The organism is Leifsonia sp. 2TAF2, from assembly GCF_052115085.1.
GTDB lineage: Bacteria > Actinomycetota > Actinomycetes > Actinomycetales > Microbacteriaceae > Leifsonia.
This window is the reverse complement of record NZ_JBFRFY010000001.1, coordinates 1931449-1945286: the sequence shown is the minus strand read 5'-3', so window position 1 is coordinate 1945286 and position 13838 is coordinate 1931449. Positions and strand designations below refer to the sequence as shown.

The following is a 13838-nucleotide window of genomic DNA, read 5'->3' as shown; positions in this document are numbered from 1 at the left end:
CGCGTCATTGTCGCCGGCACGGGTTAGGCTCGACGGAAGAGACCGAAGAAGGTGGGGAGAGGGATGGCACGCATCGGGGAAAGCGCCGATCTGCTCAAGTGTTCCTTCTGTGGCAAGAGCCAGAAGCAGGTACAGCAGCTCATCGCCGGTCCCGGCGTGTACATCTGCGACGAGTGCGTCGAGCTCTGCAACGAGATCATCGAGGAGCGGCTCGCCGAGGCGGGCGAGGAGGCGTCGAGCGAATTCGACCTGCCCAAGCCCAAGGAGATCTTCGGATTCCTGGAGGAGTACGTCATCGGCCAGGAGGCGGCGAAGCGCGCGCTGGCAGTGGCGGTGTACAACCACTACAAGCGGGTCCGCGCCAAGCAGACCATCACGGCTGCCGACTCGATGGACGACGTCGAGATCGCCAAGTCGAACATCCTGCTCATCGGCCCGACCGGCTGCGGCAAGACCTACCTCGCGCAGACGCTGGCGCGTCGGCTTAACGTCCCGTTCGCGGTGGCGGACGCCACGGCGCTGACGGAGGCCGGCTACGTCGGTGAAGACGTCGAAAACATCCTGCTGAAGCTCATCCAGGCCGCCGACTACGACGTGAAGCGGGCCGAGACGGGCATCATCTACATCGACGAGGTCGACAAGATCGCCCGCAAGGCCGAGAACCCGTCGATCACGCGTGACGTTTCCGGCGAGGGTGTGCAGCAGGCGCTCCTGAAGATCCTGGAGGGCACGGTCGCCTCCGTCCCGCCGCAGGGCGGACGCAAGCACCCGCACCAGGAGTTCATCCAGATCGACACCACGAACGTGCTCTTCATCGTGGCGGGCGCGTTCGCCGGCCTCGAGGAGATCATCTCCTCGCGTGCAGGCAAGAAGGGCATCGGCTTCGGCGCCCCGCTGCACTCGAAGGGCGACGACATCAACCTCTTCAGCGAGGTGCTGCCGGAGGACCTGCACAAGTTCGGCCTGATCCCCGAGTTCATCGGCCGCCTCCCGGTCGTGACCACGGTGACGCCGCTCGACCAGGATGCGCTGATGCAGATCCTGACCGAGCCGAAGAACGCGCTCGTGCGTCAGTATCAGCGGATGTTCGAGCTCGACGGCGTCCAGCTCGAGTTCGACGCCCCGGCGCTTGAGGCCATCGCCGATCTCGCGGTCCTCCGCAAGACCGGCGCCCGCGGACTCCGCGCCATCATGGAGGAGGTGCTCGGGCCGATCATGTTCGAGGTGCCGTCCAGCTCCGAGGTGGCCCGCGTCGTCGTGACGAAGGAGGCCGTGCTCGAGAACGCCGCGCCGACTATCGTCCCGCACCGTCCGCGGCGCGAGGAGAAGTCGGCGTAAGCGCCGGCGGCTTGATCAGCATCTCGGGTGCCTTGGTCACCATCAGCCAGGTCGGAAGCACGGCCAGGCACAGGATGGGCAGGATCAGCAGGTTGCCGGTGACGGCCACGCCGATGAAGATGGCGATCCAGCCGTCCCGCGCGACCGCCAGGGTGAGCCCCATGACCCCGGACGCGACGGCGACCTGCAGCGGGATGCCCGGCACGAGCGCCCAGGCGAACACTCCTACCGCGGCTCCGATGAACACGGCCGGGAAGATCCGGCCGCCGCGGAACCCGGAACCTGCGGCGACGAGCAGTGCCGCGAGCTTGACCAGCAGGATGATCCCGATCTGCGCGACGGTGTAGTCGTCGCGGTTCTCGATCAGCTGGCCCATCTGGGTGAGTCCCTTGAACAGGGTGATCGGGCCGCCGATCGCGCCCAGGACACCGAGCACGATGCCGCCGGCCAGCGTGAACAGCAGCGGATGACGCAACGCGTGGAACGCCCGGTGGACGAGCGGGAACAGGTACACCCCGACCAGCCCGAACGCCGTGGCGGCCACGGCGATGATGATGGCGGCCAACACGTTCCACCCGGTGATCGTCGTGTACGCGGGCATCGGGATCAGGAACTGCGGATGTGCGAGGAAGGTCATCGTCAACGACCCGGCCGCGGCTGCCACCAGCGGGAGGAACAGCTTGTCCCAGAGCGACCCGCCGCCGCGGATCGCTGCCACGATGCCGGTGAACACCAGCGCAGCGGCCACGGGAGTCCCGAACAGCGCGCCGATGGTGCCGGAGGCGGCCATCAGGACCACGAGCTGCGCGGGCACGGCCTTCCACAGCCTCCCGACGAGGGCGACGAGGATGCTCGCGTTGATCGCGATGATCGGGTTCTCCGGGCCCAGGCTCACCCCGCCCGCCAATCCGAGGATGGCGGCGAGGGCAAGGGAAGGCACGATGGCCGGCCGCATCGGAGTGCTGACGAGCTCCGTCGTCGCAGAGTCCGGCCCGGCGTGCCCCGGGACCAGCCACACCGTCAGCCCGACCGCGATGCCCGTCACCGTCAGGACGGCGAAGATCCACCAGCCGGAGGACGGGTCGATGCCGAGCGCTTTCGGCAGCGCCGTCCACACGCCGTCCTCCACCCAGCCGGCGATCGTCTCGATCAGCCAGAGGGCGAGCCCGCTGACCACACCGATGACGACCGCGGGGATGCTGAGCAGCACCATGGTGCGCACGGTCGGCGCCGGGAGCCCCTGATCGGTCGACGTCATGCTCGGCTCCCTCCGCGTTGCGCCTCAGGCTAGAGGGCGGGCGGCGGTGGCCGCTAGAGCGCGTTCAGCGGTCGAGTCCCCGCCGTTTGAGCAGCGGCTCGATCTCGGCGGCGCGGCCGCGGAAGTCGCGGTAGGCCTCCAGCGGGTCCTTCGACCCGCCGACCCCGAGCAGGCGGGACCGGAACCGGTCGCCGTTGTCACGGGTGAGACCGCCGTTCTCGCGGAACCACTCCACCGTGTCGGCGTCGAGCACCTCGCTCCAGATGTAGGAGTAGTACCCGGCGTCGTAGCCACCCGAGAAGGTGTGGGCGAAGTAGGTGCTGGCGTAGCGCGGCGGAACAGCGGGGTTGTGCAGCCCCACCGCGGTGAGCGCCTGCGCCTCGAACGCCGCGACGTCGGTGACCTCGTCATCGGCGGTGATCCGGTGCCAGGCCTGGTCGAGGAGCGCTGCCGCGAGGTACTCGCTGGTGGCGAAGCCCTCGTTGAACGACTCGGAGGCGTGCAGCCGGTCGACGAGGTCCTGCGGCATCCGCTCGCCGGTGCGGTAGTGCACGGCGTAGTTCTCGAGCACCTCCGGCCACAGCATCCACATCTCGTTGACCTGGCTCGGGAACTCGACGAAGTCACGGAACACGTTGGTGCCGGCGAACCGGGGGTAGGTGACCCGCGCGAACAGGCCGTGCAGCGCGTGGCCGAACTCGTGGAAGAGCGTGTTGGTCTCGTCGTAGGTGAGAAGCGTCGGCTCCCCGGCCGCGGGCTTCGGGACGTTGAGGTTGTTGACGACGACGGTCGGCGTGTCCAGCAGACCGGACTGCGAGACGAGGGGATTCATCCACGCGCCGCCGCGCTTGGAGTCGCGCGTGTAGAGGTCGAGGATGTACAGGCCGAGCTCGGAGCCGTCTTCGTTGCGTGCCTCGAAGACCCGGGCGTCGGGGTGGTAGGCCACCAGGTCCGGGCGCTCGGTGAAACTGATCCCGTACAGCCTGTTGGCGGCGTGGAAGACGCCGTCCTGCAGCACGCGCTCGGCCTCGAAGTAGGGCCGCATGGCGGCGAAGTCGACGTCGAACTTCTCGGCGCGGACGGCACTGGTGAGGTGGGCCCAGTCCCAGGCCTCGACGGTCTCGCCCTCGGCGAGCTGCGCCTGCAGATCAGCCTGTTCTGCGCGGGCGTTGCGTGCGGCGGCAGGCGCGAGTCGTCCCAGCATGTCGGCGACGGCCTCCGGCGTGCGCGCCGTCTGGTCGGCGGTGACGTACGCGGCGTGGGTGTCGAATCCCAGCAGCCGTGCCCGCTCGGCGCGGAGGCGGGTGATCTCGAGCACCAGGTCGCGGTTGTCGTTGTCACCGCCCCGGATGCCGCGGGCGCGGGACGCGGCCATGATGCGCTCTCGGGACTCCCGCCGGGTCAGGTCGGCCAGCCACGGGTGGCCGGTCGGCAGCACGAGGGTGACGACGTACTTACCGTCGAGTCCGCGCTCGGCGGCGGCCTGAGCGGCGGCCGAGAGCTCGCCCTCGCCGAGCCCGTCGAGTTCGTCGGCGCTGTCGAAGACGACGGCGAGCTCGTTCGTGTCGGCGAGGAGGTTCTTCTCGAAGCGCGTCGTCAGGGTGGAGAGGCGCTGGTTGTACTCGCGCAGCTTCTCCTTCTCGGCGTCGCCGAGGCCGGCGCCCGCGAGCGTGAACTCGGCGTAGTACCGCTCGACGAGGTAGCGGGCCTCCGCGTCGAGGCCGAGGTCGTCGAGACGCTCGTGCAGGGACGCGATGCGGGCGTACAGCGCAGGGTTCAGGCGGATCGCGTCCTGATGGGCGGCCAGGCGCGGCGCGATCTCCTCCTCCAGGGCGTTGGTGAAGTCGGTGCTGTCGGACGAGCTCTTGTTGAAGAAGACCTCGGCCACGCGCTGAAGCGTCTGGCCGGACCGCTCCAGCGGAAGCATCGTCTTCTCGAAGTCGGCGGGCGCGTCGGTCGCGACGATGGCGTCGATCTCGGCGAGCTGCTCCTCGAAGCCGTGCTCGAAGGCGGGCAGGTAGTGCTCGTCGCGGATCTCGGTGAACGGCGGGAGCTGGTAGGGGAGCGAGCTGGGCGAGAGGAAGGGGTTCGCGGTGTCGGCCATTGCTCCAGCCTAGACACCGGGTCCATTCGTAACGAACCCGTCGGGCCGTCCGGCTCGTGCGACGATGGTTGCATGGATGTTCACGAACGCTACACACACGGTCATCACGAGAGTGTGCTGCGATCACACGAATGGCGCACACTGGATAATTCAGGAGCGTACTTCACGCATCTGCTCCGCCCGGGTATGAGCGTTCTTGATGTCGGGAGCGGCCCCGGCACGATCTCGTTCGACCTGGCCCAGAGGGTTGCCCCGGCCACTGTCGTCGGCGTCGACGGAAACGCGGCCATTGTGGAGCACGCCGAGCGCTCGGCTCGAGAGCGGGGAGTGTCGAATGTCCGCTTCGAGGTGGGCGACGCGTATCGTCTCGACTTCCCGGACGCGTCTTTCGATCTCGTCCATGCGCACCAGTTGCTGCAACATGTGTCCGATCCGGTCGCGGTGCTGAAGGAGTTCCGGCGTGTCGTGAAGCCGGGTGGCCACGTCGTCGCCCGGGACGTGGACTGGGGTGGAACGATGTGGGCCCCGCTGCTTCCCGGGCTCGCCGAGTGGATGAGGGTCAATCAGGCTGTCCAACGCGCGAACGGTGGTGAACCGTTCGCGGGTCGGTTGCTGCGCGGCTGGGCTCTCGACGCAGGATTCGACGAGGTGCACAGCTCTGCATCGGTCTGGTGTTTCGCGTCGACCGAGGAGCGCCAGTGGTGGGGCGACTCGTGGAGTGTGCGGGTGACGGAGTCGGATTTCGGTCGTCATTCGAAAGACGCCGGGATCGCTTCCGACGTGGATCTCGCATCCATCGCAGAAGCCTGGCGCGAGTGGACTCGGACACCGTCGGGCTGGTACGCAATGCCCCACGGGGAGATCATCGCGCGCCGGTAGGACACCGGGAAGCCGGCGCATCCGGCTGAGTGATTTGCCACGGTGTCGTTGCAAAGATCCTGCTGCAAAGAAGCAGTTGCAAAGAAACACTTGCAAAGAAGTGTTTGCACCCGTACCCTGGCGATATGACGAACGAAGAGCAGGCAGCCGAGCCGACCGCACCGGCCGGGGGAGTCGCCGGAGGGCGCCACCCCTGGGAGGACGCACTCGGGATGGCCGCACTGCGTGCTCTCGCGCATCCCCTCCGGGTCGAGCTCATGAACGAGCTCTCCGACTTCGGCCCGGCGACGGCCAGCATGCTGGCCGAGCGGCTAGGGGAGTCGAGCGGTGCGACCAGCTACCACCTCCGGCAGCTGGCCAAGCACGACATCATCGTCGAGGACACCGAGCGCGGTTCCGGCCGCGAGCGGTGGTGGCGCATGGCGCCCGGCGGCGTGACCATCGGCTCGCCTGAGACGCTCGCCACACCGGCCGGCCGCGAAGCGAGTGAGCTCATCTCGCTCGGCTGGCAGCAGAACAACGAACGCCGGCTCGCCAGCTTCCTCCGCCGTGGCCTCGACACGTTCGGCTTCGAGTGGATGGAGGCGAGCACGCTCTCCACGTCGCACCAGGAGCTGACGATCGAGCAGCTGGCCGAGTTCGGCCGCGAGTACTACGCGCTGCAGGAACGGCTGAAGGAGAAGTGGAAGGCCGAGAACGCCGGCGGTGACGCCGAGAGCAAGCGCGTCCAGGTCCAGTTCAACGCGTTCCCGCTGGTCGAGCAGGAGGACCGCTGATGTCCGCCGTCGCGCGGACTCCGCTCGGCGCGGGCTTCGGCCGGCTGTGGACAGCTGCCATCGCCAGCAACCTCGCCGACGGCCTCGGCCGCACGGCCGTCCCGCTCATCGCTACGACGCTCACCCGCGACCCCGCGCTGATCGCCGGCGTCAGTGCGGTCACCTTCCTGCCCTGGCTGCTGTTCGGCATCCCCGCCGGGATGCTGCTCGACCGCGTCGACCGCCGCATCGCGATGGCCGTCGCCAACTCCCTTCGCTTCGCCGTCGCCGCCGTGCTCGCCATCCTGATCACGACCGATTCCCTGACCATCTGGCTGCTCTACGCCTGCGTGCTCGCCTTCGGGCTGGGGGAGACGGTGTTCGACAACGCGACCAGCACCGTCGTCCCGAGCCTGGTGGCCCGCGACCAGTTGGACCGCGCGGCCGGGCGGATGCAGTCGGCCGAGATCACCATCCAGAACTTCATCGCCACCCCGCTCGCGGGCTTCCTGTTCGCGTTCGCGATCGCGCTGCCCATCTGGCTGACCGGCGCCGGGTTCCTCGTGGCCGGGATGCTGGCACTCACCATCCCGGTGGCCGCCGCTCGCGCGCACCGTGCCGGTGGGCAGGGAGGCGTGGCACCGGAGCTCCCGCCGCTCTCCGGAGTCGTCCGCTTCCTGTGGCAGCACCGGTTCCTGCGCTTGATGATCCTCCTCACGTCCACCACCGCTTCGGCTCTAGCGTTCGCGCAGGGGAGTGTGGTCCTGCTGCTCCTGGAGACGTTCGACGTGCCGGCCGCGCTCATCGGCGTGGTGACCGCTGCCATCGGGGTGGGCGCGCTCGTGGGCGCGCTCGTCTCGAGCCGATTCGTGGTTCGCTTCGGGCGGGGCCGCGTCATGTTCTGGGCGATCCTGGTCAGCGGCGTCGGCATCCTCGGGGTCGGCGTCACCGGGAACGTGGTCGTCGCGATTGGCGCCTACGCCATCGGCGCCTTCGGGGTGGCCGTGTGGAACGTCCCGTGGGGCGCCCTGCGCCAGGCCATCATCCCGAACGCCATGCTGGGCCGTGCGCTCGGCATCGTCCGCACCATCGGGTGGGGGCTCACTCCCATCGCCACCGTCCTGGGCGGCTTCGTCGCCCGCATCGACCTCCGGCTGCCGTTCGTCATCGGCGGCGGCGTGGTGGTCGTCCTGACGCTCATCGCGTCTCGCCTGATTCTGTCGGCATCCGTGCAGGAGCCGGCCGCCGAACCTGTCCCGGAAGGACAACCGTCATGACCGCCGTCGTCGTCTCCGCAATTCTTGACTCAACAGCCCGTCCGCTCCCGCACCGTCTCGCGCTCCGCCTCGGCCGCGCGCTCATCGCCTGGGGCGCACGCCCGCTCGCGCGCGAGCCGCGCCACCTCGACCGGGTGGACCGCATGGAGCGTGCGCGCGACGCCGCCGCGCGCACCCTCCCGCAGCTGCCCCGCTAGCGTCGGGCGCTAGCGGGCCTGTGCCTACGCCTCGTCCTCGTCGTAGTCCGACGTGTCGACCTCGACCGGCTGCGTGATCGTCGCCGAATCCTCGCCCGGGTTGTAGCGGATCTCGGTCCCGTCGTCGAGTGTGACGACCGGCTTCGACTCCAGCCAGGTGAGCGTCCAGTTCCAGCCCGTGGTCTCCACATCGGTGGCGACGAGCTCCTCTTCGACGGTCTTCACGGCGTACGCAACGACCTCGGGCAGGGAGGCCGGAGCCTGCTCGCCGACCGACCAGCGCGTCCCGAGCTGCATCAGGCGTTCCCCGCCTGGACGCGGGCGCCGGCCAGATCGATCTCGTACGTCACCCAGGACGTGCGGTTCGCGACATCGTCGTACAGCTTCTGCGCGGTCGAGTTGTCCTGCGCGGTGATCCACTGCACGACGCCCAGGCCGCGCTCCTCGGCCAGCGAGCGGACCTTCTGGATGAGCGCGGCGCCGACTCCCTTGCCGCGCTCCTCCTCCACGACGAACAGGTCGTCGAGGAACAGCCCGCGGTCGCCTTCGAGCGGCCGGGCGAATTGCCGGAAGTGCGCGAGGCCGACGATGCGGTCGCCGTCGACGGCGACGAGGCCGTCCTCCTCGTGCTCTGGGGCGGTCAGCCACGACCAGAGGACGAGCGCCTTCTGGTCGGTCAGCTGGGTGTCGTAGAACTCGGCGTACTTCGCGTACACATCGAGCCAGGCGAAGAAATCGCCGTCCTTGACCGGTCGAACCTCGATCGACATGGATTCCTCCGTTCGCGTTTCACGCCCGGTTGCGATCCCGGTGCGTGTTCCGACCATATCGCGGTCCCGTTCAGGGGACGAGGTCGTAGGTGACCCACTTGGTCTTCTCAGCGAACCTGTCGTACAGGCGCCGGGCGGTCTCGTTGTCCTTCGCCGTGATCCAGCGCACGACCGACAGGCCGCGCTCCTTCGCACTGTCGCGGAGCGCCTCGAGGAGCGCTGAACCGGCCCCGGCGCCCCGGGAGTCAGGCGAGACGAACAGGTCGTCGAGGTAGAGACCCTTGCTGCCGTCGAGGGGACGGACGAACTCGCGCACGTGCGCCAGCCCGATCGGGGTGCCTTCTTCGTCGACCGCGAAGAACGCCTCCAGCTCGTTGTCGGGGTCGGAGATCCAGCTCCACACCAGCAGCGCTTTCTCATCGGTGACGGGGCGCTCGTAGAACTGCCCGTACCCCGCGTAGAGGTCGAGCCAGGTGAAGAACTCGTTGTCCTGGACTTCTCGCACGCTCGCGCTCATCGTTCCTCCTCTTTCGGGGCCGGGGCGAGCAGGATATCGGTCACCGCCAGCTCGTCGGCGGAGGCGAACCGCAGTTCGGCGATTCTGCCGACCGAGCGGAGGTCTCCTGCTGCCGACTCGACAGCGGCGATCTCGGCCTCGGGACCGGAGATGACGGCCGAGTCGACCGCCGTGCGCTGCGACGCCTTGGCGGCGGTCTTGGCGCCGCGGATGCCGGTCAGCGCGCGGCCGACGATCGCGAGCACGTCGCGGTCGGCACTCCAGTCACCGGCCACCTCGGTGGCCTCAGGCCACGGTGCGACGTGCACCGAACCCTCCTCGGACCAGCTCCAGGCCTCCTCCGCCGCGAACGGCAGCACGGGGGCCAGCAGGCGCAGGAACGCCGAGAGGGCGATCCGCAGCGCGACGACCGCGGACGTCTTCTCCGCGCTGTCCTCGCCGTAGGCGCGCTCCTTCACGAGCTCCAGATAGTCGTCGCAGAACGTCCAGAAGAAGGTCTCGGTGATCTCGAGCGCCCGGGCGTGGTCGTAGTTCTCGAGCGCCGCCGTCGCGTCCGCGACCACGCCCGCCAGCGCGAACAGCATGCTGCGGTCGAGCGGGCTGGTCACCTGGTCGAGGTCGAGCGAGGCCGGAGCGTCGAAGCCGAGGATGAACTTGGCCGCGTTCAGCAGCTTGATCGCGAGCCTTCGGCCGATCTTGATCTGCGTCGGGTTCTGCGGATCGAACGCCGCGTCGGTTCCGAGCCGGCTCGAGGCCGCCCAGTAGCGCACGGCGTCGGAGCCGTGCTTCTCCAGGATGTCGGCGGGCGTCACCACGTTGCCCTTCGACTTCGACATCTTCTTCCGGTCCGGGTCGACGATGAAGCCGGAGAGCGCGGCGTGCCGCCACGGCGCAACGTCCGCCTCCAGCTTCGCGCGCAGCAGCGTCGAGAACAGCCAGGTGCGGATGATGTCCTGCCCCTGCGGGCGGAGGTCGAACGGGAAGACGGCGTCGAAGAGCTCGTCGTCCCGCATCCAGCCGCCCGCGAGCTGCGGGGTCAGGGAGGACGTCATCCACGTGTCCATCACGTCGTGCTCGCCGACGAAGCCGCCGGCCTGGCCACGCTGCGACTCGTCGTAGCCCGGAGCGACGTCCGAGGAGGGGTCGACCGGGAGGAGGTCCTCGGTCGGCAGGATCGGCTGGTCGAAGACGGGGTTGCCGTCGGCGTCGAGCGGGTACCAGATGGGGATGGGGACGCCGAAGAAGCGCTGCCGCGAGATCAGCCAGTCGCCGGTGAGGCCGTTGACCCAGTTCTCGTAGCGCACGCGCATGAAGTCGGGGTGCCAGTCGAGCTCGCGGCCGAGCTCGATGAGCCGCTGACGCAGCTCCTCGTCGCGGGCACCGTTCTTGACGTACCACTGGCGCGTGGAGACGATCTCGAGCGGCTTGTCGCCCTTCTCGAAGAACTTCACCGGGTGCTGGATGGGCTTGGGCTCGCCCTCCAGGTCGCCGGAGGCGCGGAGCAGCTCGACGACGGCCTGCTTCGCCGAGAACACCGTCTTTCCGGCGAGCTCGGCGTACGCCTCGCGGCCGGTGTCCGAGGTGATGACCGCGGGCGGCTCCGGGAGGATGCGGCCGTCGAAGCCGATGATCGCGCGGTTCGGGAGGTCGAGCTCGCGCCACCAGGTGACGTCGGTGATGTCGCCGAAGGTGCAGATCATGGCGATGCCCGATCCCTTGTCCGGCTGTGCCAGGTGGTGTGCCACCACAGGAACCTCGACGTCGAACAGCGGCGTGCGGACCGTCGTGCCGAAGAGCGGCTGGTATCGCTCGTCGTCGGGATGCGCGACCAGCGCCACGCACGCGGGCAGCAGCTCCGGTCGGGTCGTCTCGATCCAGATCGGTCCGTCCGCGCCGTGGAAGGCGACGCGGTGGTAGGCGCTCGGCTGCTCGCGGTCCTCCAGCTCGGCCTGCGCCACGGCGGTGCGGAACGTGATGTCCCAGAGGGTCGGCGCCAGCGCCTGGTAGGCCTCACCGCGCTCGATGTTGCGCAGGAACGCCAGCTGCGAGGTGCGCAGCGACTCGTGCCCGATGGTGCGGTAGGTCTGCGACCAGTCGACCGAGAGGCCGAGCGCCCGCCACAGCGCCTCGAACTGCTTCTCGTCCTCGACCGTCAGCCGCTCGCACAGCTCGATGAAGTTGCGGCGCGAGATCGGCTTCTGGTCGGCGGCCTTGGTGCTCTTGTTGTCGCCGCCCTCGAAGGGAGGGACGAATCCCGCATCGTAGGGGAGCGACGGGTCGCAGCGGACGCCGTAGTAGTTCTGGACGCGGCGCTCGGTCGGCAGGCCGTTGTCGTCCCAGCCCATCGGGTAGAACACCTTCTGGCCGCGCATGCGGTGGAAGCGGGCGATCACATCCGTGTGCGTGTAGCTGAAGACGTGCCCGATGTGCAGCGAACCGGAGGCCGTCGGCGGCGGAGTGTCGATCGAGTAGACCCCGTCGCGGTCGGCCGCGAGCGCGCCCTCCCGATCGAACCGGTAGGTGCCGTCAGCCTGCCAGTGGTCGCCCCACTTGGACTCCAGGCCCTCCAGTGCGGGCTTGTCCGGAACGTTCTGCGCGCCCATGGAGGACCTCCGATTCGATATATGCGGCACCGTGTCGTCGAGGTGCCTGAGTGTGGGATCCCTTCAAGAGTACCGAATCGTGGGGTGTGAACGCGTCGGACCGCCTTCGGCGGCGGGCGCCCGCGTCAGACCTCGTCGATGATTGGCTTGCGGCGGGCGGCGAACAGGGCCGCCACGAGCGTGATCGCCGACATGACGACCAGCACGATGCCCGGGTGCCACCACGCGTTGCCGGTCGCCTGGCCGAAGATCAGCGTGAGCGCCGGCACGAACGAGGTGAGCAGCGCGGCGATGCTGTACGCGACCGAGAGGCCGCTGTAGCGGATCTCGCTCGGGAACAGATCGGACATCAGTCCGCCGAGTCCCGCCCACGACAGGGTGGGCAGGATGCCGCCGATGATCATGCTGCCGACCAGGATCGCGAACGACGCCGACTGCAGCAGGAAGTACATCGGGAAGGCGACCAGCAGCGTCCCGATCGCGCCGATCGCGACGACCTTCGCCGACCCGATCCGCGTCGCCCAGAGCCCGAACAGCGGGATGGTGACCAGCTGCAGCAGGCCGCCGATCGTCGTGGCGACCAACAGATCCTGGTACTTGAAGCCGAGGACGGCGGTGCCGTAGTCGACCATGTACGTGTTCATGAGCGAGTAGGAACCGATGCCGAGGATGGCCGCGCCCACGCCGATGAAGAAGCCGGTCGGCGCCTTGCGGAAGACGTCGAGGACCGGGAAGCGGTCGCGCGTGCCGGTCTCCAGCAGCTTGCGGAACACCGGGGTCTCATCGATCGACCAGCGCAGGTACAGCGACACGAGCAGCAGCGGGAACGCGGTCAGGAACGGGATGCGCCATCCCCAGGCCGCGATGTCCGCGGTCGACATGCTCAGCGTGAGCACGATGAAGACGACGGCGCTCAGGATGGAGCCGACCGGCGAGCCGAGCTGGGGGAGCGCCGCGTAGAACCCGCGCCGCTTCGGGTTGGCGTACTCGGTCGCGAGCAGGATCGAGCCGCCCCACTCGCCGCCGACGGAGAAGCCCTGCACCAGGCGCAGGAGCACGATCGCGATCGCGCCGAACCAGCCGGCCGCGGCGTAGGTAGGAAGCACACCGACGAGTCCGGTGCTGAGGCCCATCAACAGGATCGTGATCAGCAGGGTCGGCCGCCGGCCGATCCGGTCGCCCAGGTTGCCGAAGACGATTGCGCCGATGGGGCGGATGACGAAACCGGCCGCGATGGCGAGGAACCCGGCGAGCGTCCCACCGAAGGCGCCGAGCGGCGCGAAGAAGAGGGGGCCCACGAAGAACGCGGCGAAATACGCATAGAGGTAGAAGTCGTACGACTCGAGCGCCGTGCCGACGAACGACGCGATGGTGACGCGGCGCGCAGTGCCCGGGGTGATGCCCGGGCGGTCGGTCTCGCTGCGGACGGGGCTGATGGTGGTAGTCACGGGTGTCCTTCGAAACGGTTAATATGTGGACCGGGTCCAATAATGGCATGAGGAGGAACGCAGGATGGCTCTCGCGCATTCCGAGCGGCAGTCCGGCTCCGGTCGTCCCCGTTCCTCATCGCGCGGGATGCTGGCCGAGGCGGCCGCCGAACTCTTCCTCGAGCAGACCTATGCGGGCACCACTGTGGACGACATCGCGCGGCGGGCGGGCGTCAGTCGCGCGACGTTCTTCAACTACTTCTCGGCCAAGAGCGACCTGCTGTGGCTGGAGGTCGACGAAGCCCTCGACGCGTTCGACGCGACAGCGGCATCCGTTGCTCCGGACCTCGCCCCGATGGATGCGGTGCTCGCGGCGGTCCTACGCCTCGCCGACGCGTTCGGTCCGGGCAGCCTCCCGCTCGCCGTCACGCAGGTGGAGCTGATGGGCACCGATGCGGAGTTGCAGGCGTCGGCGCTGCCGCGGTTCCTGGCGCTGGTGCGCCGGCTGCAGGCGTTCATCGTGGAGCGGGCGGGCGCGTCGCCGGAGGCGCTGCTCCCGCGTGCGGCGGCGACGGCGGTGGTGGGCGCCGCTGTGTCGGCCGCGACCGCGTGGGCGCGCGCCGGGGTCGGCCGCGGGCCGCTCACCCCGCTCGTCCGCGCGGCGGTGGAGCCCGTCTGCGCGGGCTACGCCGGAGTCCTGTGACGGCACAGCT

Annotated in this window: 13 protein-coding genes; 6 read left to right on the top strand and 7 right to left on the bottom strand. The window is 69.0% G+C overall.

Features of this window, described 5'->3' with window-relative positions; translation table 11 throughout:
• Positions 1 to 63 precede the first annotated feature (63 nt).
• Positions 64 to 1338, top strand: coding sequence for an ATP-dependent Clp protease ATP-binding subunit ClpX (gene clpX / locus AB4Z18_RS09350; protein ID WP_441782408.1), 1275 nt, complete (start codon positions 64 to 66; stop codon positions 1336 to 1338).
• Here clpX and AB4Z18_RS09345 read toward each other — a convergent pair.
• Both AB4Z18_RS09345 and AB4Z18_RS09340 read right to left on the bottom strand, forming a co-directional pair.
• Positions 1295 to 2596, bottom strand: coding sequence for an ion channel protein (locus AB4Z18_RS09345; RefSeq protein ID WP_441782407.1), 1302 nt, complete (start codon positions 2594 to 2596; stop codon positions 1295 to 1297). The genes clpX and AB4Z18_RS09345 overlap by 44 nt on opposite strands.
• Positions 2597 to 2660: 64 nt before the next feature.
• The gene (locus AB4Z18_RS09340; protein ID WP_441782406.1) at positions 2661 to 4700 is read right to left on the bottom strand and encodes a M3 family metallopeptidase; all 2040 of its coding nucleotides are present in this window, start codon (positions 4698 to 4700) and stop codon (positions 2661 to 2663) included.
• Positions 4701 to 4772: 72 nt separating this feature from the next.
• Between AB4Z18_RS09340 and AB4Z18_RS09335 the strand changes: the two genes are divergently transcribed.
• From AB4Z18_RS09335 to AB4Z18_RS09320, 4 genes are all read left to right on the top strand, one after another.
• The gene (locus AB4Z18_RS09335; protein ID WP_441782405.1) at positions 4773 to 5579 is read left to right on the top strand and encodes a class I SAM-dependent methyltransferase; all 807 of its coding nucleotides are present in this window, start codon (positions 4773 to 4775) and stop codon (positions 5577 to 5579) included.
• A 125-nt stretch (positions 5580 to 5704) separates the two neighbouring features.
• Positions 5705 to 6355, top strand: a complete 651-nt coding sequence (locus tag AB4Z18_RS09330) for an ArsR/SmtB family transcription factor (RefSeq protein WP_441782404.1) — start codon at positions 5705 to 5707, stop codon at positions 6353 to 6355.
• Positions 6355 to 7611, top strand: coding sequence for an MFS transporter (locus tag AB4Z18_RS09325; protein WP_441782403.1), 1257 nt, complete (start codon positions 6355 to 6357; stop codon positions 7609 to 7611). Before AB4Z18_RS09330 ends, AB4Z18_RS09325 begins: the two co-directional genes overlap by 1 nt.
• On the top strand, positions 7608 to 7808 hold the full coding sequence (locus tag AB4Z18_RS09320; RefSeq protein WP_441782402.1) for a hypothetical protein: 201 nt from the start codon (positions 7608 to 7610) through the stop codon (positions 7806 to 7808). The genes AB4Z18_RS09325 and AB4Z18_RS09320 overlap by 4 nt, the downstream gene beginning before the upstream one ends.
• Before the next feature lie 24 nt (positions 7809 to 7832).
• Here AB4Z18_RS09320 and AB4Z18_RS09315 read toward each other — a convergent pair whose 3' ends face one another.
• The 5 genes from AB4Z18_RS09315 to AB4Z18_RS09295 all read right to left on the bottom strand — a co-directional run bounded on the left by AB4Z18_RS09315 (position 7833) and on the right by AB4Z18_RS09295 (position 13146).
• Complete coding sequence (locus AB4Z18_RS09315) at positions 7833 to 8105, bottom strand: hypothetical protein (protein ID WP_441782401.1); 273 nt, start codon at positions 8103 to 8105, stop codon at positions 7833 to 7835.
• Positions 8105 to 8578, bottom strand: coding sequence for a GNAT family N-acetyltransferase (locus AB4Z18_RS09310; RefSeq protein WP_441782400.1), 474 nt, complete (start codon positions 8576 to 8578; stop codon positions 8105 to 8107). The genes AB4Z18_RS09315 and AB4Z18_RS09310 overlap by 1 nt, the downstream gene beginning before the upstream one ends.
• Before the next feature lie 70 nt (positions 8579 to 8648).
• Positions 8649 to 9095 carry a GNAT family N-acetyltransferase gene (locus AB4Z18_RS09305; RefSeq protein WP_441782399.1) on the bottom strand — a complete coding sequence of 149 codons (447 nt, stop codon included), beginning with the start codon at positions 9093 to 9095 and terminating at the stop codon, positions 8649 to 8651.
• The gene (gene valS / locus AB4Z18_RS09300) at positions 9092 to 11698 is read right to left on the bottom strand and encodes a valine--tRNA ligase (protein ID WP_441782398.1); all 2607 of its coding nucleotides are present in this window, start codon (positions 11696 to 11698) and stop codon (positions 9092 to 9094) included. The genes AB4Z18_RS09305 and valS overlap by 4 nt, the downstream gene beginning before the upstream one ends.
• 125 nt (positions 11699 to 11823) lie before the next feature.
• Positions 11824 to 13146 (bottom strand): MFS transporter, encoded by a 1323-nt coding sequence (locus AB4Z18_RS09295; protein ID WP_441782397.1) that lies wholly within the window; start codon positions 13144 to 13146, stop codon positions 11824 to 11826.
• A 64-nt stretch (positions 13147 to 13210) separates the two neighbouring features.
• On the opposite strand from AB4Z18_RS09295, the gene AB4Z18_RS09290 reads away from it, so the two are divergent.
• Positions 13211 to 13828, top strand: a complete 618-nt coding sequence (locus AB4Z18_RS09290; RefSeq protein ID WP_441782396.1) for a TetR/AcrR family transcriptional regulator — start codon at positions 13211 to 13213, stop codon at positions 13826 to 13828.
• Positions 13829 to 13838 lie beyond the last annotated feature (10 nt).

Bases quoted from the DNA above. Each gene is read 5' to 3' on its own strand.
- clpX (WP_441782408.1), top strand. From the start codon at position 64: ATGGCACGCATCGGGGAAAGCGCCGATCTGCTCAAGTGTTCCTTCTGT.
- AB4Z18_RS09345 (WP_441782407.1), bottom strand. From the start codon at position 2,596: ATGACGTCGACCGATCAGGGGCTCCCGGCGCCGACCGTGCGCACCATG.
- AB4Z18_RS09340 (WP_441782406.1), bottom strand. From the start codon at position 4,700: ATGGCCGACACCGCGAACCCCTTCCTCTCGCCCAGCTCGCTCCCCTAC.
- AB4Z18_RS09335 (WP_441782405.1), top strand. From the start codon at position 4,773: ATGGATGTTCACGAACGCTACACACACGGTCATCACGAGAGTGTGCTG.
- AB4Z18_RS09330 (WP_441782404.1), top strand. From the start codon at position 5,705: ATGACGAACGAAGAGCAGGCAGCCGAGCCGACCGCACCGGCCGGGGGA.
- AB4Z18_RS09325 (WP_441782403.1), top strand. From the start codon at position 6,355: ATGTCCGCCGTCGCGCGGACTCCGCTCGGCGCGGGCTTCGGCCGGCTG.
- AB4Z18_RS09320 (WP_441782402.1), top strand. From the start codon at position 7,608: ATGACCGCCGTCGTCGTCTCCGCAATTCTTGACTCAACAGCCCGTCCG.
- AB4Z18_RS09315 (WP_441782401.1), bottom strand. From the start codon at position 8,105: ATGCAGCTCGGGACGCGCTGGTCGGTCGGCGAGCAGGCTCCGGCCTCC.
- AB4Z18_RS09310 (WP_441782400.1), bottom strand. From the start codon at position 8,578: ATGTCGATCGAGGTTCGACCGGTCAAGGACGGCGATTTCTTCGCCTGG.
- AB4Z18_RS09305 (WP_441782399.1), bottom strand. From the start codon at position 9,095: ATGAGCGCGAGCGTGCGAGAAGTCCAGGACAACGAGTTCTTCACCTGG.
- valS (WP_441782398.1), bottom strand. From the start codon at position 11,698: ATGGGCGCGCAGAACGTTCCGGACAAGCCCGCACTGGAGGGCCTGGAG.
- AB4Z18_RS09290 (WP_441782396.1), top strand. From the start codon at position 13,211: ATGGCTCTCGCGCATTCCGAGCGGCAGTCCGGCTCCGGTCGTCCCCGT.